Origin of the sequence: Sphingopyxis sp. BE259, assembly GCF_031457495.1 — a bacterium.
Classification (GTDB): Bacteria; Pseudomonadota; Alphaproteobacteria; order Sphingomonadales; family Sphingomonadaceae; genus Sphingopyxis.
Genome location: NZ_JAVDWM010000001.1, coordinates 437440 through 456899 on the forward strand (window position 1 = coordinate 437440; position 19460 = coordinate 456899).

The following is a 19460-nucleotide window of genomic DNA, read 5'->3' on the forward strand; positions in this document are numbered from 1 at the left end:
GCGCGCAGTCGCGGCGCGATCGAACCGGAAGGGGGAGAGAGGATGAACTTCAAGAATATCTCGGCCTGGTCCATCCGGAACCCGATCCCGCCGCTCGTCATGTTCTTCGGTCTGACGGTGGCGGGCATCGTCTCCTTCCTCATGATGGGGGTCCAGAGCGATCCCGACATCGATTTTCCGGGCGCCATCGTCATCATCGCCCAGCCGGGCGCCGCGCCGACCGAACTCGAAACGCAGGTCACGCAGCGCGTCGAGGCGGCGGTGCGGACGATCGAGGGGATCGACGAGCTCAATTCGACGGTTACCGAAGGCCAGTCTCAGACCTTCGTCCAGTTCGCGATCGGCACACCGATCGACCGGGCGGTGACCGATATCCGCGACAAGATCACCCAGATCCGCAGCAACCTGCCGAACGGCATCCTCGAACCGCAGGTCATCCGCCTGTCGACCTCGGGCAACACGCTTGCCTATTGGTCGGCCTCGGCCACCGACATGACGCTCGAGGAATTGAGCTGGTATGTCGATAATGTCGTCGCGAAGCGGCTGATCGCGGTCCCCGGTATGGGCGACGCCTACCGACGGGGCGGCGTCAGCCGCGAAATCCGGGTCATCCTCAACCCCGAGCGCATGCGTGCCTATGGTCTCACCGCCGCCGCGGTGAACACCCAGCTCGTCCAGCTCAACGTCAATGCGGCCGGCGGCCGGATGGAGGTCGCAGGCTCCGAGCAGGCGGTCCGCATCCTCGGCAACGCCAGCAGCGCCAACGCCCTCGGCGAGACGCTGATCTCGGTCGGAACGAACCGGACCGTGCGCCTCGCCGATATCGCCGAGGTCAAGGATCTCTACGCCGAGCAGCGCTCGGTCTCGAAGCAGGACGGGCGGCAGGTGCTGACCTTTGGGTTCGAGCGCGCCAAGGGCGCCTCGGATGTCACCGTTTACGACGCGGCGGTCGAGGAGCTGCGCAAGCTCGAGAAGGAGAATCCCAAGGTCAAATTCACCGAGCTGTTCAGCGATATCGAATATACCAAGGGCCAATATCATTCGGCGATCAATGCGATGGTCGAAGGCGCGATCCTCGCGGTCGTCGTCGTCTTCCTTTTCTTGCGCGACTGGCGGGCGACGCTGATCTCGGCGCTTGCCATCCCGCTGTCGGCGGTACCGACCTTCCTGTTCATGGACCTCATGGGCTTCTCGCTCAACATGATGACCTTGCTCGCGCTTAGCCTCGTTGCCGGCGTGTTGGTCGACGATGCGATCGTCGAGATCGAGAATATCGTGCGCCACATGCGGATGGGCAAATCGGCCTATCAGGCCTCGATCGACGCCGCCGACGAGATCGGCCTCGCGGTGCTCGCCACGACGATGACGATCGTCGCGGTGTTTCTGCCGGTCGGGCTGATGCCGGGCGTCGCCGGGCAATATTTCAAGAATTTCGGGCTGACGGTCGTGGCCGCGGTGCTGATGAGCCTCGCGGTCGCGCGCATGATCACGCCCATGCTCGCTGCCTATTTTCTCTCTGCGCAGGGCCCGCAAAAGCATGGCGAGGGCCCGCTGATCGACACCTATATGCGCATCTTGCGCTGGAGCCTCGATACCAGCGGGGCCGCTGCCGCGCGTGCGCGCGGCGGGCGCTGGAAATGGCTCGGCTATTTAAAGGACCATCGCATCTGGGTGGTCGGCATCGGCGTGCTGGCGCTGTTCGCGACCATCTTCAGCTTCTCGCTGCTTCCCATGACCTTCCAGCCGTCGATCGATTCCGATACGAGCCGCGTCGCCATCCAGCTCGCACCGGGTGCGACGCTCGAACAGACCGAGGCGGTGGCCGACGAAGTGACCGATCTCATGAAGCGCGATCCGCTCGTCGAATCCGCCTTGTCGCGGATCGATGTCGGCACGGCGACGGTCTATCTGAAACTGCGCAAGGACCGTGAGCTCACCTCCACCGAGTTCGAAAAGGACCGCGCGCCGCGGCTGGCGCAGGTTCCCGATGCCCGCATCAACTTCCAATCGCAGCATGGCGGTGGCGGCGGGAGCAGCCGTGACATCTCGATCACGCTAGGCAGCGACGACCCGAAGAAGCTCGAAGATATCGGCAACCGGCTGCTTGCCGAAATGGCCCGTGTGAAGGAGATTCGCTCGCCGCGTGTCGAAGGCAATCTCCAAAGGCCCGAGATCGTCATTCGCCCGCGCTTCGCGCTCGCGGCGCAGCTCGGCGTCACCACCCAGGCGCTCAGCCAGTCGATCCGCGTCGCGACGCTTGGCGAGATCGACCAGAACAGCGCCAAATTCTCGCTGTCCGACCGGCAGATACCGGTGCGCGTCGCGCTAGCGGAAACCGCGCGCGAGCGGCTCGATACACTGCGCAACATGCCGGTTCCGACCCGGAACGGGGGAACGGTGCCGCTTTCTGTCGTCGCAGAGATTGGCTTCGGCGCCGGCCCCACCCAGATCAATCGGACCAACCAGGTGCGCCAGCTCACCATAGGGGCCGACCTTGCTCCGGGTCTCGTGACCGGTCAGGCGATGGAGAAAGTCGAGGCGTTGCCGGCGCTGAAGACGTTACCCGCCGGGGTCGCCCGGCTGGTGCTCGGGAGTGCCAAATGGCAGGCCGAGATGCTGCGCAACTTCGCGATCGCGGTCGTTTCGGGGATATTCCTCGTGCTGGCGGTCCTGATCCTGCTCTATCGCAAGATCATCCCACCCTTCGTCAACATGGGCTCGCTTCTGCTCGCCCCCCTCGGCGGGGCGATCGCGTTGCTGCTGACGGGCTATCCGCTCTCGCTTCCCGTGTTCATCGGCGTGCTGATGCTGCTCGGTATCGTCGGCAAGAACAGCATCTTGCTGGTCGATTTCGCGATCGAGGAAATGGCGTCCGGGGTGCCGCGCGACGAGGCGATCGTCGACGCCGGACACAAGCGCGCGCAGCCGATCCTGATGACCACGGTCGCGATGGTCGCGGGCATGATCCCGACCGCGCTATCACTGACCGGCGACGGCGCATGGCGCGCGCCGATGGCGGTCACGGTGATCGGCGGGCTTATCCTTTCGACGATGCTGACGCTGCTGATCGTGCCGGCGTCCTTCAGCCTTGCGGCGGGCTTCGAACGCAGGATGGCACCGCGCCTGCGCCGCTGGTTCACCACGGGCGGCGCGCATGCCGACCCATCGCCTGCGGGCGTCACCGACATCGGCGCGGGGCAAAGCCCGGCGGCCGATCGATAGAGGAGTGAAGCTGATGGAGTTCGAGCGGGAGCATGACCTCCCCTATAGTGCGGAACAAATATGGGCGGTCCTCGGCGATTTCGACAATCACCGGATCTGGAACCCTTATGTCCGGATCGAGCGGCTTGCCGAGGACCCGGTCGCGATCCGCTATTCGATGCGCATGGATCCGCAAAAGCCCAAGTTTCTTGAAGTTTCCGCGGCGGTGCTCTCCGCGCGCCCCGGGGAAGAGCTGATACTCGACGTAAAGCCGAGCTTCATCCTCCAGTTTGAGGAAAGCTATATCCTGACGCCGACGGCAAGCGGGACGAAGTTCGTTCACCGCTATCGCTGCCGCGGGCCTTTTGCCTGGCTCCCGCTTCCCGGCCTCCGCACCAGCTTTCAAAGAATGCTCGCCTCGATCGACGGCATCCTGCTCAGCTACCTGAAGTCCAAATACAGCAAGCCGCAATCGCCGCCGCGACGGCCCAAGTCCAAGTTCAAAGGTGGTCGGCGATGACGAGCTTTCCGCTGCTGGCACCGCACAAATGGCGTCCGCTCGGCGTAGCTTGGGCAATTGCCTTCCTGTCGAGCCTAGCCGTCCTCTTCGTCGGCGAGGTCATGGGCCAAGTGCCGTGTGATCTCTGTTGGTTCCAGCGCGCCTTCATGTTCCCGCTCTCGATCATTCTCGGCATCGCAGCGTTCAAGTCGGACCGCGCCGTTGTTCCTTATGGACTGGCGCTGGCGGCCGGCGGTGCTCTCGTCGCATTCTATCACAGCTTGCTCTATGTCGGCGTCATTCCGGCTCCGATCGTCCCCTGCACCGGCGGCCCGTCATGCTCGGGAGAGAGCATGGCAGTCGGAGGCGTGCCGCTGCCCCTCCTGTCGCTGGCCGCCTTCGCGCTCATCCTGACCCTCTTGCTCAACTTCCAAAGGAGACTGAAATCATGAACCGTCGAATCGGAGTGATGGCCACGCTTGCCCTGTCGGCGCTCGCCTTTACCGGTGGCGCGATGCTCTACAGCGGGAGCGCCGAGGGCGAACCCACCAAGAAGGTCGTGGCGGGACCCGTCGACAGCCTCATTCGCCCGCACTCGCCGATCATTGGGCCGAAAAATGCCCCGGTCACGATCGTCGAATTCTTCGACCCGTCGTGCGAGGCCTGCCGTGCCTTCTATCCGACAGTCAAGGGTATCGTCGCCAAATATCCCAAGGATGTGCGTCTCGTGATGCGCTACCTGCCGCTGCACCCCGGTTCGGCCGAGGCGATCGTGATCCTCGAAGCCGCGCGTGTCCAGGGCAAGCTCGAGCCGGTGACGGCGGCGCTGCTTGAGGCGCAGCCCGACTGGCACGACGGCAAGATGGACGGCGCCTGGGCCGCGGCCGAGAAGGCCGGCCTCAATGTCGCGAAGGCGCGCGCGATGCCAACCGCCGATGCGATGGCGTGGATGGAGCAGGACATTGCCGACGCGCGCGCGGTCGGCGTCAAGGGCACCCCGACCTTCTTCGTCAATGGCGAGATGCTCGTCCAACCCAGCCCCGAACAGGTCGAGGCCCGAGTCCAGGCCGCGGTAGCGGCAAAGGGCAAATAAGACCCGCACCCGTCCCGCTTCGTCCACGCGGGACGGGTGCCTAGCATCCGTCGCGATGCTGCCTCACTCGCCATCGGCCCGTCGCATGGAGATGCCGGGTCACCGTCGAATCGGGGAAGAAAGAGCTAATATTCACAGCGCATTCAACGACGAAGGGGGAGTTTGAACGCCACGCAAAGGAGAGACTGACATGCGAAAACTGATGACGATCGCGGCCGCGATGCTCGCCTTCGCGCTCCCCGGAACGGCGCTTGCCCAGCACCATGGCGATCGCGGCGGATATAGCCGCGGCCATGATGCGCCGCGGGGCCATGATCGCGACTATCGTTCCAACCGGCACGACCGGCCCTATTATGGCAATGACCGGGGCTATCGCGGTTACGACCCCTATTATCGCGGAAACGACCGCCGCTATGAACGCCGGGACCGCTACGAGCGGCGCTACCAGAAGCGCCGGATGCACCACCACCACCGTGGGCGTCACTGGCGCGGTTAGCGGAATCCGCGCGCTGGGCGAGAGGCTACCGCCTCGCCCGGTAGATTGAGATCGAGCCGGTCGGTGTCGGGATGACCTTCACTTCCTCGACAGCCTCGAAACCCGCGGCTGTAAGGATTTCCGGGACGCAGCCCTTCGCGTTGGGTTCGGTATATTCGAACCCGTCGAGCAGCTGGATCTGTCGAAAAAGCATGCGCATCAGCAGCGAGCGCTGCTCGCCATAATCGGCTATGAAGAGAGTCCCGCCGGGCCTCAGGAGCCTGAACATCTGCGCGGCAATCGCCTTCTTCACGTCCATTGGGCACTGGTGGAGAACGAGGCTCGATACGATCTTGTCGCATTGCCGGAGTGCGTCGATGCCGTCCAGCTCGTCCCCCATGGCCTCGAACCATTGGATCTCGGCTTCGGCAACCTTAGCCTTGGCGCGTGCGATTTCCAGTACGGCGGGATCGGGATCGACCCCGAGGACCATGCTCTCCGGCGCCGCCTGCTTAAGGGCGATTGCAAACGTCCCCGTGCCGCACCCGATATCGACGATCCGCTCGCCCGGCTGCGGTTCGGCGAAGCACAGCAAGTCGCTTCGCCATCTTTTCTCTCTGGTCATGAGGGCTATGGCGGCATCATAGCGGTCGAGCGATCCGCTCTTGCCGAGTGCCGGGACGAAGTCTCTGTGTGCGTCTGACATGACGCCCCTCTACTAGGTGCCGTCACGCACCGGCTTGAACGGAGAGGCTATGGTTCGATGAAAAGGTCGCTTGCCCGAATACCGAACATGACCTTGATCGTGCGGGCGAAATGCGCGCTGTCGCTGAACCCCGCCATATGTGCGGCCTCGGTCGCGCTGCGGCGCCTTCCCAAAACGTCGAAGGCGATGATCAAGCGTCGCCAGAGCACAAATCGCTGGAAAGGCATGCCGATCTCGGCGGCAAAGAGATGCCGGAATCGGCCGAGCGAAAGGCGGCTCTCCTCCGCCACATCCGCGAGCCGGACAGAGCCCGTGGGGATCAGGCGGTCAATCGAGGCGGCGGCGCGGGTGATGCGCGGATCGAGCGGGGGGCGGGCGCCTCGCGTGAGCCAGTTTTTCCAGAATGACTGCTGTCCCGGCATCGCGACATGAATCGGATCGGAGCAAATCAGCCGGTTTTTCAGTTCTACCGGCGGACCGAAGCCCACTGTCGGCTCGACGAACCATAGTTCGGCTGCGGGCGCGGGAAGCAGCCGGTGTGCGGCATCGGGTTCGATGAGCAAGCAGCGCCCCGAAAGGCGCGCACCAACGGCGTCGACCACCGTGAGCGGCTCGGAACAAAACACTGCTTGCGCTGCAAAATGGCGGTGCGCGGCGGCATCGCCAACCGAACCCGACCAGAGAGCATGATAGTCGCCGAGGCTAAGTCGGCCGTTCCAGTTGGACGTGTCGGGCATCGGGTTTCGATAGCAGGCCTAACTCGTGTGCGTAACGGGCGCCGGGTAATCTCTCTGGCTCGGAGGCTCTTTTCGGGGGCCCCAGCACAGCCTGGGAGGAGCGCGCCGACCCCGTGATAATTACCCTCATCGACCGGGCGCTGTCTCGATCCGGCGATGCTGCCGACTGTTGTAACGATAGCCGATCCAGAGGACTGCAAGCGCGAGAAGCTGGAGCAACAACGGTTCGAGCGAAGGAAATATTCCCATCGCCGGGAAGCGAGGAAAATGGGCGAGCGGTGTGATGCCGAGGAGGCCGGCTTCCTGTAGCGCGCCCGCGCCCTTGCCGGCCAGGACAACTGCCAGAATCGCGATCAGTACAGAGCTGTAAGCGAAAAATTTTCCGATCGGCAGGACCCGGCTGTAACGAAGCATAACCCATGCGATTGCTGCGAGGATCACCAGCGCAGTTCCGGCTCCGGCGGCGATCGCGCCGCTACTGCCTTGCGTCGCCAGCGCGGTGAAAAACAGGATGGTCTCAAAGACCTCCCGGTAGACCACGAGGAATGCGAGCCCAAACAGAAACCAGGCCGAGCGGCGCGAAAGCGCCTTGCCCATTGCGTCACGAATATAGCGCTGCCAGCTATTGGCATGCGACTTGCCATGCATCCAGATGCCGACCCAGACCAGAACCACGGCGGCGAAGAGCGAGCCAAATCCCTCGGTCAGCTCCCTGTTCGCGCCGCTGACAGAGATTGCATAGGTTGCGACGGCCCAGGTCGCGCCGCCGGCGACCAACGCTGCGATCCAGCCGCCATGGACATAGGACAGAACTTCGGGCCGCTCGGCCTTCCGCAAGAAAGCGATCATCGCCACCACGATGAGCAGAGCTTCGAGCCCCTCGCGCAGCAATATGGTCAGCGCCCCGACAAAGGTTGATGCATCGCTCGCTGCATCGGGGGATAGCGCGGCCTCGGCATCGGCGAACAGGGCTTCGACCGTGGAGGCCTTGCCCGCAACCACGTCGACCGGCAAACCGCGCGCGATGGACACGCGATAGTCGGCCATCGCGGATTCTATCCGCGCCATCAGCGCAGAATCGCGCGTCGTCAGAATCGGCTCGACAGGTTCAAAACCGTCGAGATAGGCAGAGAGCGCGAGGCGCTCTGCTTCGTCTCGTTCTCCCTTGCGGTACGCGGCGACGCTTTGCACCAATTTGTCGCGTGCAACCGCAAGCTTTGCGGGCGACGCCGCGCTCAATGCCTTGGGGTTGGATCGCAAATAGGCCGTCAATGCGTCGGCCTGCTTCGTTCCGAGCGTGCGGCCAAGTGCTTCGGGGCTGAGACTTGTGAAGGCCTGCAGGTCTGGAACCAGCTTGCGAGCGGACGGAGTCTGGTCCCAGATTTGTTGGCCGGTCGAAACATCGCGAAAGGCAAAGCCGCCGGCATAGGCAGCGACCGCCCACCGGTCGTCTGAGGGCAGCTGGGCAAAACTCGGCATGGACGTACCCTCGAGCCCTTGGCCTATGACCTGATAGAGTGCGAACAGGCTGCGTTTGCGAGCGCGACCGATATCGGTGAAATCAATGGGTGCGGGATCGAGGCCCTTCGCCTGAGGTCCCTTGCCATCGCCGCGCGAGCCGTGACAGCTGGCGCAATTTTCCAGAAACACCTGGGCCCCACGCAGCGGATCGGGGGCTTTGCGCGGGGCGAGGGGCACCGGATAGGCTGCGAGCAGGTCCGCTGCGAGTCCGCGCGCGTTGCCGGCCACTTTCCCGGGGTCGGACTTCGATGCGATCGCCGCTTCGAGTTTCCCCGCTTCGGCGACAAGGCCAGCCCGTGCGGGTGACGCCGGGAGGGTCGCGATGCCTTTGCGCACGGTGGCCGAAAACTCGGTCATCTCGGCATATTCAACCGTGCTCGCCACTTCGCCGTTCGCGACGGCGCCGCCATAATCGACGGCGAGATAATCCAGCAGGCGCCAGATGGTCTGGACTTCGTCGGCAGCGCTGCGCGCCTCTGCCGTCTGCACGGTGAAGCCGCCGATGGTGGCCAGCAGGATCAGCAGGAAGCGAAAGCGGCGAGCGGTCTGCATCGGTCCTATTGTCCGGCCACAGTCGATAACTCTCGCAACTCGACACGAGCGCTGCGCAGAATCTCATAAGCCGAATGCAGGAAGAGCGCGGCGATGATGGCTGCAACCGCGAGGTCAGGCCAGGCCTGGCCGGTCCATGCGACGAGGCCAGCCGCGATGATCACCGCCACATTGGCGACCGCATCATTGCGGCTGAACAGCCATACCGCGCGGACATTGGCGTCGCCTTCGCGAAACCGCGAGAGGACTGCGGCCGAGGTGAGATTGACGAGCAGCGCAACGATGCCGATGCCGCCCATCAGTTCGGCTTCGGGCGGAACAGCGGTCAGCGCGCGCCATAGCGCGACCCCGATCACGCCGAGCCCGAGTGTCAGAAGAAACAGCCCTTGCGCAAAGGCGATGCGGGTCCGTGCCAGTGCTGTCCAGCCGATCGCCACCAGCCCCGCGAGCGTGATCGTGCCGTCGCCGATGAAGTCGAGCGAGTCGGCCTTCAGCGCCTGGCTGTTCGCGATAAAGCCGCCAACGATTTCGATCGCGCCGAACCCCAGATTGAGAAGCACGACAATCCACAAGGCGCGACGATAGGCTGGATCCTTTTCCGCGCGAACCGGGTCGCCCGTGCAGCCGCAGCCATCGCCACTTTCAGAACCTGCTGTCATCGCGTCTTCATCCCCGTGCCGCTGTCATGGCGTTCCATTTCACGCCTTCAACTCTGGACTGGGTCGCCCTATACAACCTCCAGTCACTGGAGGATCAAGAGATTTATGGCCAAGAGGCTCGCGATCGGCGACCTTGCCCGGCAGACCGGCACCAAGGTCAACACGATCCGCTTTTACGAGGATATCGGGCTCTTGCCCGAGGCGCTGCGCACCGCCTCAGGCCGGCGCAGCTATGAAGCGTCCGACGTTCGCCGCCTCGCCTTCATTCGCCACGGTCGGCAGCTGGGTTTTTCGATCCCCGAAATCCGTTCGCTGCTTGCGCTTTCGGACCAGCCCGACCGCGATTGCGGCGAGGCGGCGGCGATTGCTCGCGCGCATCTTGCCGATATCGGCATTCGCATCGCGCGGCTTGAAACCTTGCGGTCGGCCCTCACCGAGGTTGCGACCTCCTGCGAGGGCGGCCGGGCTGCGGAATGCCGGGTGATAGAGGCGATCGCGGGCACCGAACTGGCCGGGACAGGAATATGACCACGGGGGTTTCGCATGACGGTGGCGATGGCGTCCCAGCTTGGCGGTTCGCTGCGCCCCCTTCCGAGGCTTGCCGATCATGAAAGCCGACGCGCACGTTACTCGCGGTCCGGTCCGTGCATTTGCCGCCGGTGGCGTGATCGGCGTGCTCGGCGGGCTCATCGGCCTCGGTGGCGCGGAGTTCCGGCTACCGCTGCTTGTCGGGTTGTTCCGCTTTCCGCCGCTAGAGGCGATTATCCTGAACAAGGCGATGAGCCTAATCGTTGTGGCGACAGCGCTTATCTTTCGCAGCGGCACGATATCCTTCTCCGAGATCGGCGCTCACTGGCCGATCATCGTCAATCTTCTGACCGGCAGCATCGTGGGTGCCTGGTTCGGTGCTGGCTGGGCAACCCGGATCAGCGCGGGGGCGCTGCACCGGATTATCGGCATACTCCTTGTGCTGATTGCGCTGATTCTGGCTTTCGGTCACGACCTGACCGGGGGACACCCCATTTTTGGGGACGCCATGTTGCGCATTGCGGCCGGCGTCATCGCGGGCTTCGCGATCGGTATCGTCGCCTCCTTGCTCGGCGTCGCCGGGGGCGAGCTGTTGATCCCGACGCTGATCCTGTTGTTCGGGCTCGACGTGAAGCTTGCAGGCAGCCTGTCGCTTGCGATCAGCTTGCCGACGATGATTACGGGATTCGCACGCTACAGCCGCGACCGAAGTTTCTCGGTTATCGGCAGCCATCGCAATTTTGTGCTGATTATGGCGCTTGGTTCGATCGCCGGCGGCATGATCGGCGGGCTGCTGCTTGGCATTGTGCCGGAAAGGGTGCTGCTGCCGATGCTGGCGGCGATATTGATCCTGTCCGCGATGAAGATGCTGATGGCGAAGCCGCACTAGGGTCCAGGCGGCGGCCCCCACACTCGGACAGCGCCAGCCGTCATCGCCCCGGATGGAATGCGGGCGCCGGGATCGACCGACGCCCGCCACGACGGCGCTGCTGCTTTACGGCGGCTTGTCGAGCTTGGTGATCGTTCCGGCCTTGCCGTCCCAGTCGAGCTCGAACGCGACCTTGTCGCCGACCTTGATATCTTTCAGCAGCTCAGGTTTTGCCGCGAAGCCCATGGTCATCGGCGGCCAATCGAGCTCGGCGATCGCGCCATGATCGAGCGTGACCTGTCCTTTCACGTTATCGATCGCGGTCACAGTTGCCGTACCCTTGCCATGCTTGGTTTCGGCAGGCGCCACCATGGCGCCGCTGTCGTCGGCCATGGCAGCCTTTTCTTCGGTCTTCGGCGCTTCGGCTTGCTCGCCGCAGCCGGAAAGTGCCGCGCTCAGCGCAAGGCCGAGTGCGAGGGTCGTCAGTTTCTTCATGTCTTTTCTCCTTCGGGTTGAATGGGTTTTGCCGCGCGCCTGCGCATCAGCAGATAGGCGGCGGGAATGATCAGCATCGACAGCAGCGGCGCGGTGAGCATGCCGCCGATCATTGGCGCGGCGATCCGGCTCATGACTTCCGAGCCGGTGCCGGTCCCGACGAGGATCGGGAACAGGCCCGCGAGGATCACCGCGACCGTCATCGCCTTCGGCCGGACGCGGAGCAGCGCGCCCTCGCGAACCGCGGCCAGTACGTCACCATCGCTGCGATCGGCGAGCGCATGCTTGAGGTAGATGAGCATGACGACCCCGAACTCGGCGGCAACGCCCGCGAGCGCGATGAACCCGACCGCGCTCGCGACCGACTGGTTGTAGCCGAGCAGATAGAGGAGCCAGAGCCCGCCGGTGAGCGCGAAGGGCAGGGTCGCCATGATGAGCAGGGCCTCGTCCCAGCGGCGGAAGGTGAGGTAGAGCAGGACGAAGATGATCGCGAGCGTGACCGGCACGACGACCTTCATCCGCTCGGTCGCCCGGACGAGGAACTCGAACTGTCCGGTGAAAGAGACGCTGACGCCGGGGGGCAGCTCGACTTCGCGCGCGATGGCCTGCTGGATGTCCTGCACGAGGCCCTGCAGGTCGCGGCCGCGGCTGTCGACATAGATGAAGGTGACGGGCCGGGCATTCTCGCTGCGCAGCATCGGCGGGCCGTCGCTGACCTTGACGCTTGCCACGGTCCCCAGCGTGATCTGCTGGCGCGATGGCGTCAGGATCGGGAGGCTCGCGAGGTCACCGATGCTGTCGCGCAGCTCGCGCGGATAGCGGACGCTGATCGGGTAGCGCGCGAGCCCTTCGACCGTCTGACCAATCGTCTCGCCGCCGATCGCGCCCGAGACGATCGCCTGCACGTCGGCGACGTTGAGGCCGTAGCGCGCCGCCGCGGCGCGATCGATGTCGACATCGATATAGCGCCCGCCGGCCAGTCGCTCGGCCAGCGCCGACGCCACGCCGGGTACAGTCTTGACCACCGCTTCGATGCGCTTGGCGGTGCGGTCGATCCCGGCAAGGTCGGAGCCTGCGACCTTGATGCCGATCGGGCTCTTGATCCCGGTCGCGAGCATGTCGATGCGGTTGCGGATCGGCGGAATCCAGAAATTGGCGAGCCCGGGGACGCGGACGCGCGCATCCAGTTCCTCGATCAATTTCTCCTCGGTCATTCCGGGGCGCCACTGGTCCTTCGGCTTGAAACGGATCGTCGTCTCGAACATCTCGAGCGGCGCGGGATCGGTCGCGCTGTCGGCGCGGCCCGCCTTGCCGAACACGGTCTCGACTTCGGGCATAGTCTTGATCAGCCGGTCGGTCTGCTGGAGCAGGCTCGATGCCTTGGCCGCCGAAATGCCGGGCAGCGCCGAGGGCATGTAGAGGAGGTCGCCTTCGTGCATCTGCGGCATGAACTCGCCGCCGATCTGGGTCATCGGCCACAGGCTGGTGGCGAAGACAAGACCAGCGATCACCAGTGCCTTTTTCGGCCGTTCGAGCACCCAGTCGAGCGCCGGGCGATAGACGCGGGTGAGCCAGCGGTTGACCGGATTACTCTGTTCGGCGGGGATCTTTCCGCGGATCAACCAACCCATCAGCACCGGGATCAGAGTGATCGAAAGGATTGCGGCGGCCGCCATCGCATAGGTTTTGGTGAAGGCAAGCGGCGCGAAGAGCCGCCCTTCCTGGCCTTCGAGCGTGAAGATGGGGATGAAGGAGAAGGTGATGATGAGGAGGCTGAGGAAGAGCGCGGGGCCGACTTCGGCGGCGGCGTCGGTGATCACGCGCCAGCGCTCGGCGCCCTTCAATTCCTCGCCCGGATGGTCGCGCTCCCAATGTTCGAGATGCTTGTGGGCATTTTCGATCATCACCACCGCCGCGTCGACCATCGCGCCGACCGCGATCGCGATGCCCCCCAGGGACAGGATATTGGCGTTGAGCCCCTGCAGCCGCATCACGATGAAGGCGATGAGGATACCGAGCGGCAGGGTCAGGATCGCGACCAGCGCCGAGCGCGCGTGCCAGAGGAAGAGCGCGCAGACGAGCCCGACGATGATGAACTCTTCGACGAGCTTCGACGTCAGATTGTCGACCGCGCGGTCGATCAGCCCCGAGCGGTCATAGGTGGTGACGATCTCGACCCCGGGGGGCAGGCTGCGCTTGAGCTCGGCGAGCTTGGTGCGCACCCCCTCGATGACCTCGCGGGCATTCTTGCCTTCGCGCATCACGATCACGCCGCCCGCGACCTCTCCCTCGCCATTGAGTTCGGCGATGCCGCGCCGTGTGTCGGGACCCATCTGGACCGTCGCGACATCGCCGACCGTCACCGGAATCCCGCCACCCGCGGTGCGGATCGGGACGCTGCGGAAGTCGTCGAGCGACTTCAGATAGCCGCTCGCGCGGACGATATATTCGGCCTCCGCAAGTTCGATGCTCCCGCCGCCGCTTTCCTGATTGGCGCGCTTGAGGGCGTCAGACACTTCGGCTGCGGTCACGCCGAAGGCGGCAAGCTTCTGCGGATCGACGATGATCTGATACTGGCGCACCATGCCGCCGATGCTCGCGACCTCGGCGACGCCTGGAACCGACTTGAGCTCGAAGCGGAGGAACCAGTCCTGGAGACTGCGGAGCTCGGCCAGATCGTGGCGGCCGCTCTTGTCGACGAGCGCATATTCATAGATCCAGCCGACCCCGGTCGCGTCGGGCCCGAGGCTCGCTTGCGCGCCCTCGGGGAGACGGCTCTGCACCTGGCTCAGATATTCGAGCACGCGGCTGCGCGCCCAATAGGGATCGGTGCCGTCGTCGAAGAGCACATAGACGAAGCTGTCGCCGACGAAGCTGTAGCCGCGCACGACGCGCGCGCCGGGCACCGAGAGCATTGTCGTCGTGATCGGATAGGTGACCTGATCCTCGACGATCCGCGGCGCCTGACCCGCATAGGTGGTGCGGATGATGACCTGGACGTCGGAGAGATCGGGCAGGGCATCGACCGGCGTCGTGCGCACCGCGGCGATCCCGAGCAGGGTCAGGATCAGCGCCGCCGCGACGACGAGCCCGCGCGCCGCGACCGAAGCGCGAATGATCTTCGCGATCATTGCGCGGGCTCCAGCGGACGGACGGTGAGGCCGGTCAGGCTCGCCTCGGAATCGAGCAGGAACTGGCCCGACGCGACGACCTTTTCGCCGGGAGCGAGCCCCTGCAATATCTCGGTCTTGCCACCACCTTCGCGTCCAGTGATCACTTCGGCGGGATGGTAGCGCCCGTCGCCCTTCTCGAGCATCACGATGCTGCGCGTGCCGGTGCGGATCACCGCTTCGCTCGGCACCAGCAGCGCCGGTTTGGCATCGCCCCCGAGCGCCACCACCGCGAACATGCCGGGGCGGAGACGCCCGCCGCGATTGGCGAGTTCGACGCGCACCGTCAGCGTCCGGCTGTCGGCCGATGCAGTGGGCAGGATCGCAATGATCCTGCCGGTGAATGCTTCGCCGGGAAAGGCGGTGAGCGTCGCGGTCGCGCGCTGGCCGACCTGTACGAGTCCCGCCTGCGCTTCGGGGAGCGCGGCGTTGAGCCACACCGTGCCGAGCCCCGAGATTTCGGCGAGCGTCTGCCCCGCGGCAAGCGTCACGCCCGCACGCGCGCCCAGCGTCTGGACTACGCCGCCGATCGGCGCGCGGACGGTCATCCGGCCGCCGGTGCGTCCGGTCCGGTCGACTTCGACAATCACGCCTTCGGGCATGCCCATCAACCGCAGCCGCTGCCGCGCCGCCGCAGTGAGGTCGGGACGTCCGAGTTTCTTGACGCTCAGATATTCGGTCTGCGCGCCGCCCCATTCGGGCAATTGCAGGTCGGCGATCGGCGTGCCGGCGCCGATGACGTCGCCGGGCGCGAGGCGATAGACGCGCTCGACGAATCCGCCCGAGCGCGCCTGGACGATCGTGACGTCGCGCTGGTTGAAATCGATGCTGCCGTTGACGTCGAAGGTCGCCGCGAGGCTGCCCATTTCGGCCACGACCACCCTTATGCCGAGGCTCTGCCGCGCGGCAGGATCGACCGACACGCCCGGTGCCGCGCCGCTGCCCTCGTCGGCATATTTGGGCTCGAGCTGCATGTCCATGAAGGGCGACTTGCCGGGCTTGTCGAATTTCTGGTTCGGGAACATCGGATCATAATAATAGAGGATCTTGCGCCCGCCGCTGCCTGCCGCTTCGCTTGGCGCATCGCTCTGACCGCTCTGTCCCAGCCAGTAACCGCTGCCGCCCGCGATCAGCACCGCGGCCAATATTCCGGCGCGCCAACGCGCCGCTGATGTTGCATCGGTCATCGACCTGCCTCCCCATAAATAGTGTTGATCCGGATCGCGTCGCGCGCGACCTCGGCTTCGCGAGCGAGCGCATCGACTTCGGCCTCGGCGAGCGCGAGTGTCGACAGGAGTGCGGTCCCGAGATCGAGCTTTCCGGCGGCGTAGCTGGCGAGATCGAGCTCGGCGCGCTTCTTCGCGAGCGGCACGAGCCGCGTGCGCGCATTGGCGAGTTGTTCATGATGCATGCGGTGATCGGCGAGATCGGCGTCGAGCCCCGCCGCGATGTCGCGCTTGGCGGCCTCACGGTCGAGCCGGGCGCGCGTCGCCTCGCTGGCGCGCGCGGCGATCTTGGGATCCTGCCGCCTTTTCGAGAAGAAGGGCAGATCTACGGTGACGCCAACCGTGACGAGGTCGCCAAAATTGGGCTCGCGCCGCCCATAGGCCGCGTTGACGCTCCAGTCGGGGCGCTTGTCTGCGCGGGCGAGACCGGTCTCGGCATCGGCGGCGAGGGCGCGGGCATCGAGCGCGCGCAGCCTTGGCAGGGCGTCGATTCCGGAGCGCAATCCTTGCTCGTCGATCATTTGCGGCGGCAAGTCTCCCAGCGTGTCGGCGGCTGCGTCGCCGGTAAAGCGCGCGAGCTGCGCGCGGGCGCGGGCAATCTCGGCGGCGAGTGCGCTGCGGCGATCATTGATCGCGGCGCGAAGCTGATCGGGTTCAAGCGCCTGTGCCGGGCGCGCAGCGCCGCTGGCCAGCCGCGCGGTCACCGTCGCTTGAAGGTCTTCAAGACCAGAATCGAGCAGGTCGAGTTCCTTGAGACGCTTCTTGGCGTAGTAAAGGTCGACCCAGGCAAGCGCGGTCGCGAGCCTGATATCCTGCGCGGTGACCGCCTCGTCGGCGCGGGCGATTCCGATGTCGGCCTGCGCACGCGTTGCGCGCGCGCGGCGCTTGGCGGGGTTCGGGAACTCCTGGCTGACGCCGACGACCTGCATCGTGAAGTCGTCGCGATTGAACCGGCCCGCGTCGGGCCCGGTCACCGGGAAATCCTGCAGGACGATATTGAGTTTCGGGTCGGGCAGCCGGTCGGCGGCGATCGCCGCCGATTGGGCAGCATCGATGCCGGCTTCGCGACCCTGCAATTCGGGCGCCTCTGATGCCGCGCGGTCGAGCGCCGTATCGAGCGTCATCGGCTCGGCATGTAGCGCCGCGGGCGTCGGGATAAGCAAAACTGCCGCAAGATATATGCGCATATGTCCCCCTCTTTCGAGTCAGGCGGAAATGTCCCCCGGCACGTCGGCCGGGGGACGGAAGCCGTCAGCCCTTGGAGGGCGACATGCGATGTCCGGGCATGTCGTGCATGCAGCCCGCTGCGTCGGTCTTCATCATGGTGCAGTCGCAGGCCGCCATATTCATTGATGCGTCTTTGACCCACACGCGAACGCGCGGGTTGATATTGGACTTGTTCGGTCCCGGCACCTGGCGGGTCTGCCATTCATAATGACCGCCGCTCGCGTCCTGCGCGGACACGGGAGCGGCAAGGGTTGCGGCCGCGAGCGCGGCAACGACAAAAATCGTCTTCATGGTGAAATTCCTCGGTTGAAAAGCTGGGAGACACGCGCCGGGGAGACCGGCGCGCATCGCGCGTTTCAGCCGCGGAATAGAGGCGGTTCGGGCTCGGGACCGACGATTCGGCCCGTCAAGCGAACGGCAGGCCGCGCGTCTACCGGCGCCGGCCGATAGGCGGCCGCCTCCAGCGAGGCGGCGGGCGCCGCGACCGCCAGCGGCAGCGCGCAGCCCATCTTGGCGATGCAATCGAGGGTCAGGCCCTTGCAGGGTGCGCTATCTTGGGACTTGTCGATTCCCATCATCTCGGCGCATTCGTCGCTCATCGCCGCGGTAGTCGTGGTTGCGGCTGCCGGGATCGCCGGCGCGGAGGCGAACGCGGCTTCCTGTGCCAGGAGGCCGAGGACGGCTCCGACAAGAAGCAGGAAGGTGAGCCAGCGTTTCACGGTAAAAGCATGATCCTTGTCAAACTTGGCGTCAATTCGAAACTGGAGGAAGATCCCGCCGACCTGTTCGCCGGCGGTCCCCTCACGGTTACACCGGGCCCGGTTAATTATGGCCCATCGTCATGGCAGCGGGCGCGAGCAGCATCCACAGCGCCATGGCGATCATCATCAGATTCTCGGTCAGCGATATGAAGCCCAGCGGCACATTGCTGTCGCCGCCGACGCAGGCGCATTTAAGTTCGCGCTTGTCGATATAGACCGCCTTGAAGACAGAGACGGCGCCGATGCTCCCTATGAAGAGCGCGACCGGGATCGAAATCCAGCTCAGCGCGCCGGAAATCATCAGGATGCCCGCGAGCGCCTCGGCGAACGGATAGATGGTGGCGTAGGGCACCCACCGCTTGGCGAGCAGGTCATAGTTCAGGAACATGCTCGAGAAGCTCTCGATGTCGCGGAGCTTGAGGAAGGCAAGCAACGCCATGCTGAACCCGATAAACCATTCGGCGGCACGGATTGTGAAGGGCGTGCCCGACACCGCTTGGCTGGCGGCCAGCGCCATCAGCGCGGTGATAGAGAAGAGCGCGATGACGGGCTTATAGGTAAGCGCCTTAGGATCGCGGACTTTCAGACCGAGATGGCGCCTCAGATCGTCAAGACCGCCGATCCGCTCGCCTTCGATGAAGGTCTGCGGCGTCGTCGCGACGCCATGTTTCGCCTTGAATGCGTCGGTTTCCTCGCGGGTCGTCAGCCAGACATCCTCGACGTCATAGCCGCGGCTGCGCAACAGATGCAGCGCCTTCAGGCCATAGGGGCAGATATGCTGCTCCATCACCATGCGATAGATGGTCGCCCGCGGCTTGCCCGAAACCGCCGCACCAGTGTGCGCTGGCGCGCTTTCGTTCGCGCGCTGAACCTGCATATTCATCGATTCGCCTTTCTTGATTCCCGATCGCTTCCCGCTATATAGGCTCCGTACCATAGTACGGAGTCAAGGCCTTGCGTGACATGACCATCGGCCAGCTTGCCCGGCAGGGCGGCGTCAATGTCGAGACGATCCGCTATTACCAACGCCGCGGCCTGTTGCCCGTTCCGCCTCAGTCGGCCAGCGCCCCGTCGGAAGGCCGAGTCCGGCGTTACGACGAGGCGGTTCTGCGCCGTCTGCGCTTCATCAAATCGGCACAGGCAGCGGGATTTACGCTCACCGAGATCGCCGAACTGCTCGAACTCGACGCGTCGAGCGATCGCGCGCGAGCGCGCGAACTGGCCGACGCGCGCATCGCGGCGATCGAAAAGACGATCGCCGAACTCGATGTGGCGCGGCGCGCGCTCATGGGCCTGTCGCGCCAATGCGCTGCCGCCGACACGCTCCACTGCCCGATCATAGCGGCGTTCGAGCAGATCTAGCCCGACTGGTCTTGGGGGCGGATGGTGCTGACGGCCCGTCTCACCTCCCTCAAACTGGTGTCAATCGGTCGCAAATGGTTCCAGCATCCCGGCTACAAGCGATGGGATGGTAACTCCGGCTGCGACATCGAGCTGAAGGCTAGCGCGGATCGCAGCCGCAGTGTCTCGCCGCTGCCGCGTCCGGAGTTGCGACGGCCGTCCGAAGTGCCTGGGTCAGGCGCCATCGAATCTCCGCGGCTAGGACCGGCATCAGAGCGAACAAATAGGCTTCCACGGGGAAGACCTGACCATAGGGTCAAGCGAGCGATTGCGTCACGTGCACGGCGCCGACCAAGGCTCCGACGAGGGGCAGAAGCGAAAAGCGCCGCTTCTGGATGAAG

The 19460-nt window shown here is 64.9% G+C and carries 19 protein-coding genes; 8 read left to right on the forward strand and 11 right to left on the reverse strand.

Translation table 11 applies throughout. The features are described from left to right. The first annotated feature begins 42 nt into the window (after nt 1-42). From J2X44_RS02145 to J2X44_RS02165, 5 genes are all read left to right on the forward strand, one after another. The gene (locus J2X44_RS02145) at nt 43-3222 is read left to right on the forward strand and encodes an efflux RND transporter permease subunit (protein ID WP_058455301.1); all 3180 of its coding nucleotides are present in this window, start codon (nt 43-45) and stop codon (nt 3220-3222) included. A 13-nt stretch (nt 3223-3235) separates the two neighbouring features. Next, nucleotides 3236-3721, forward strand: coding sequence for an SRPBCC family protein (locus J2X44_RS02150; RefSeq protein ID WP_058455300.1), 486 nt, complete (start codon nt 3236-3238; stop codon nt 3719-3721). Then, nucleotides 3718-4152 carry a disulfide bond formation protein B gene (locus J2X44_RS02155; protein ID WP_058455299.1) on the forward strand — a complete coding sequence of 145 codons (435 nt, stop codon included), beginning with the start codon at nt 3718-3720 and terminating at the stop codon, nt 4150-4152. The genes J2X44_RS02150 and J2X44_RS02155 overlap by 4 nt, the downstream gene beginning before the upstream one ends. Continuing rightward, nucleotides 4149-4793, forward strand: a complete 645-nt coding sequence (locus J2X44_RS02160) for a thioredoxin domain-containing protein (RefSeq protein WP_058455298.1) — start codon at nt 4149-4151, stop codon at nt 4791-4793. Before J2X44_RS02155 ends, J2X44_RS02160 begins: the two co-directional genes overlap by 4 nt. Nucleotides 4794-4983: 190 nt before the next feature. Next, nucleotides 4984-5289: a hypothetical protein gene (locus tag J2X44_RS02165; RefSeq protein ID WP_058455297.1), complete on the forward strand. Its 306-nt coding sequence runs from the start codon at nt 4984-4986 to the stop codon at nt 5287-5289. Between the two features lie 25 nt (nt 5290-5314). Here J2X44_RS02165 and J2X44_RS02170 read toward each other — a convergent pair whose 3' ends face one another. The 4 genes from J2X44_RS02170 to J2X44_RS02185 all read right to left on the reverse strand — a co-directional run bounded on the left by J2X44_RS02170 (nt 5315) and on the right by J2X44_RS02185 (nt 9443). After that, nucleotides 5315-5974 (reverse strand): class I SAM-dependent methyltransferase, encoded by a 660-nt coding sequence (locus tag J2X44_RS02170; RefSeq protein WP_058455296.1) that lies wholly within the window; start codon nt 5972-5974, stop codon nt 5315-5317. A 47-nt stretch (nt 5975-6021) separates the two neighbouring features. Further along, nucleotides 6022-6711: an AraC family transcriptional regulator gene (locus tag J2X44_RS02175; RefSeq protein WP_058455295.1), complete on the reverse strand. Its 690-nt coding sequence runs from the start codon at nt 6709-6711 to the stop codon at nt 6022-6024. 126 nt (nt 6712-6837) lie between these two features. Beyond that, complete coding sequence (locus J2X44_RS02180; protein ID WP_058455294.1) at nt 6838-8784, reverse strand: cytochrome c/FTR1 family iron permease; 1947 nt, start codon at nt 8782-8784, stop codon at nt 6838-6840. Between the two features lie 5 nt (nt 8785-8789). Next, on the reverse strand, nt 8790-9443 hold the full coding sequence (locus J2X44_RS02185; protein ID WP_058455293.1) for a cation transporter: 654 nt from the start codon (nt 9441-9443) through the stop codon (nt 8790-8792). Nucleotides 9444-9548: 105 nt separating this feature from the next. Between J2X44_RS02185 and J2X44_RS02190 the strand changes: the two genes are divergently transcribed. Together J2X44_RS02190 and J2X44_RS02195 are read left to right on the forward strand one after the other, a co-directional pair. Beyond that, on the forward strand, nt 9549-9971 hold the full coding sequence (locus J2X44_RS02190) for a helix-turn-helix domain-containing protein (RefSeq protein ID WP_058455292.1): 423 nt from the start codon (nt 9549-9551) through the stop codon (nt 9969-9971). 79 nt (nt 9972-10050) lie between these two features. Next, entirely contained in the window at nt 10051-10860 is an 810-nt protein-coding gene (locus J2X44_RS02195) for a sulfite exporter TauE/SafE family protein (RefSeq protein WP_058455291.1), read from the forward strand. Between the two features lie 105 nt (nt 10861-10965). On the opposite strand, the gene J2X44_RS02200 is transcribed toward J2X44_RS02195, so the two are convergent. From J2X44_RS02200 to J2X44_RS02230, 7 genes are all read right to left on the reverse strand, one after another. Next, entirely contained in the window at nt 10966-11334 is a 369-nt protein-coding gene (locus J2X44_RS02200) for a copper-binding protein (RefSeq protein ID WP_310087646.1), read from the reverse strand. Then, nucleotides 11331-14465 (reverse strand): efflux RND transporter permease subunit, encoded by a 3135-nt coding sequence (locus J2X44_RS02205; RefSeq protein WP_310087647.1) that lies wholly within the window; start codon nt 14463-14465, stop codon nt 11331-11333. The genes J2X44_RS02200 and J2X44_RS02205 overlap by 4 nt, the downstream gene beginning before the upstream one ends. Then, nucleotides 14462-15691, reverse strand: a complete 1230-nt coding sequence (locus J2X44_RS02210) for an efflux RND transporter periplasmic adaptor subunit (RefSeq protein WP_058455289.1) — start codon at nt 15689-15691, stop codon at nt 14462-14464. The genes J2X44_RS02205 and J2X44_RS02210 overlap by 4 nt, the downstream gene beginning before the upstream one ends. Beyond that, nucleotides 15688-16917 (reverse strand): TolC family protein, encoded by a 1230-nt coding sequence (locus J2X44_RS02215; protein ID WP_188235735.1) that lies wholly within the window; start codon nt 16915-16917, stop codon nt 15688-15690. The genes J2X44_RS02210 and J2X44_RS02215 overlap by 4 nt, the downstream gene beginning before the upstream one ends. A 64-nt stretch (nt 16918-16981) precedes the next feature. Next, nucleotides 16982-17248 carry a hypothetical protein gene (locus J2X44_RS02220; RefSeq protein WP_058455288.1) on the reverse strand — a complete coding sequence of 89 codons (267 nt, stop codon included), beginning with the start codon at nt 17246-17248 and terminating at the stop codon, nt 16982-16984. Between the two features lie 65 nt (nt 17249-17313). After that, complete coding sequence (locus J2X44_RS02225) at nt 17314-17676, reverse strand: hypothetical protein (protein ID WP_058455287.1); 363 nt, start codon at nt 17674-17676, stop codon at nt 17314-17316. Between the two features lie 103 nt (nt 17677-17779). Continuing rightward, a complete protein-coding gene (locus J2X44_RS02230; RefSeq protein WP_276203603.1) occupies nt 17780-18601 on the reverse strand; it encodes a MauE/DoxX family redox-associated membrane protein in 822 nt (273 codons plus the stop codon). 80 nt (nt 18602-18681) lie between these two features. Between J2X44_RS02230 and J2X44_RS02235 the strand changes: the two genes are divergently transcribed. Then, a complete protein-coding gene (locus tag J2X44_RS02235) occupies nt 18682-19080 on the forward strand; it encodes a MerR family transcriptional regulator (RefSeq protein WP_039578962.1) in 399 nt (132 codons plus the stop codon). The last annotated feature ends 380 nt before the right edge of the window (nt 19081-19460 follow it).

Bases quoted from the DNA above. Each gene is read 5' to 3' on its own strand.
- J2X44_RS02145 (WP_058455301.1), top strand. From the start codon at position 43: ATGAACTTCAAGAATATCTCGGCCTGGTCCATCCGGAACCCGATCCCG.
- J2X44_RS02150 (WP_058455300.1), top strand. From the start codon at position 3,236: ATGGAGTTCGAGCGGGAGCATGACCTCCCCTATAGTGCGGAACAAATA.
- J2X44_RS02155 (WP_058455299.1), top strand. From the start codon at position 3,718: ATGACGAGCTTTCCGCTGCTGGCACCGCACAAATGGCGTCCGCTCGGC.
- J2X44_RS02160 (WP_058455298.1), top strand. From the start codon at position 4,149: ATGAACCGTCGAATCGGAGTGATGGCCACGCTTGCCCTGTCGGCGCTC.
- J2X44_RS02165 (WP_058455297.1), top strand. From the start codon at position 4,984: ATGCGAAAACTGATGACGATCGCGGCCGCGATGCTCGCCTTCGCGCTC.
- J2X44_RS02170 (WP_058455296.1), bottom strand. From the start codon at position 5,974: ATGTCAGACGCACACAGAGACTTCGTCCCGGCACTCGGCAAGAGCGGA.
- J2X44_RS02175 (WP_058455295.1), bottom strand. From the start codon at position 6,711: ATGCCCGACACGTCCAACTGGAACGGCCGACTTAGCCTCGGCGACTAT.
- J2X44_RS02180 (WP_058455294.1), bottom strand. From the start codon at position 8,784: ATGCAGACCGCTCGCCGCTTTCGCTTCCTGCTGATCCTGCTGGCCACC.
- J2X44_RS02185 (WP_058455293.1), bottom strand. From the start codon at position 9,443: ATGACAGCAGGTTCTGAAAGTGGCGATGGCTGCGGCTGCACGGGCGAC.
- J2X44_RS02190 (WP_058455292.1), top strand. From the start codon at position 9,549: ATGGCCAAGAGGCTCGCGATCGGCGACCTTGCCCGGCAGACCGGCACC.
- J2X44_RS02195 (WP_058455291.1), top strand. From the start codon at position 10,051: ATGAAAGCCGACGCGCACGTTACTCGCGGTCCGGTCCGTGCATTTGCC.
- J2X44_RS02200 (WP_310087646.1), bottom strand. From the start codon at position 11,334: ATGAAGAAACTGACGACCCTCGCACTCGGCCTTGCGCTGAGCGCGGCA.
- J2X44_RS02205 (WP_310087647.1), bottom strand. From the start codon at position 14,465: ATGATCGCGAAGATCATTCGCGCTTCGGTCGCGGCGCGCGGGCTCGTC.
- J2X44_RS02210 (WP_058455289.1), bottom strand. From the start codon at position 15,691: ATGACCGATGCAACATCAGCGGCGCGTTGGCGCGCCGGAATATTGGCC.
- J2X44_RS02215 (WP_188235735.1), bottom strand. From the start codon at position 16,917: ATGCGCATATATCTTGCGGCAGTTTTGCTTATCCCGACGCCCGCGGCG.
- J2X44_RS02220 (WP_058455288.1), bottom strand. From the start codon at position 17,248: ATGAAGACGATTTTTGTCGTTGCCGCGCTCGCGGCCGCAACCCTTGCC.
- J2X44_RS02230 (WP_276203603.1), bottom strand. From the start codon at position 18,601: ATGAATATGCAGGTTCAGCGCGCGAACGAAAGCGCGCCAGCGCACACT.
- J2X44_RS02235 (WP_039578962.1), top strand. From the start codon at position 18,682: ATGACCATCGGCCAGCTTGCCCGGCAGGGCGGCGTCAATGTCGAGACG.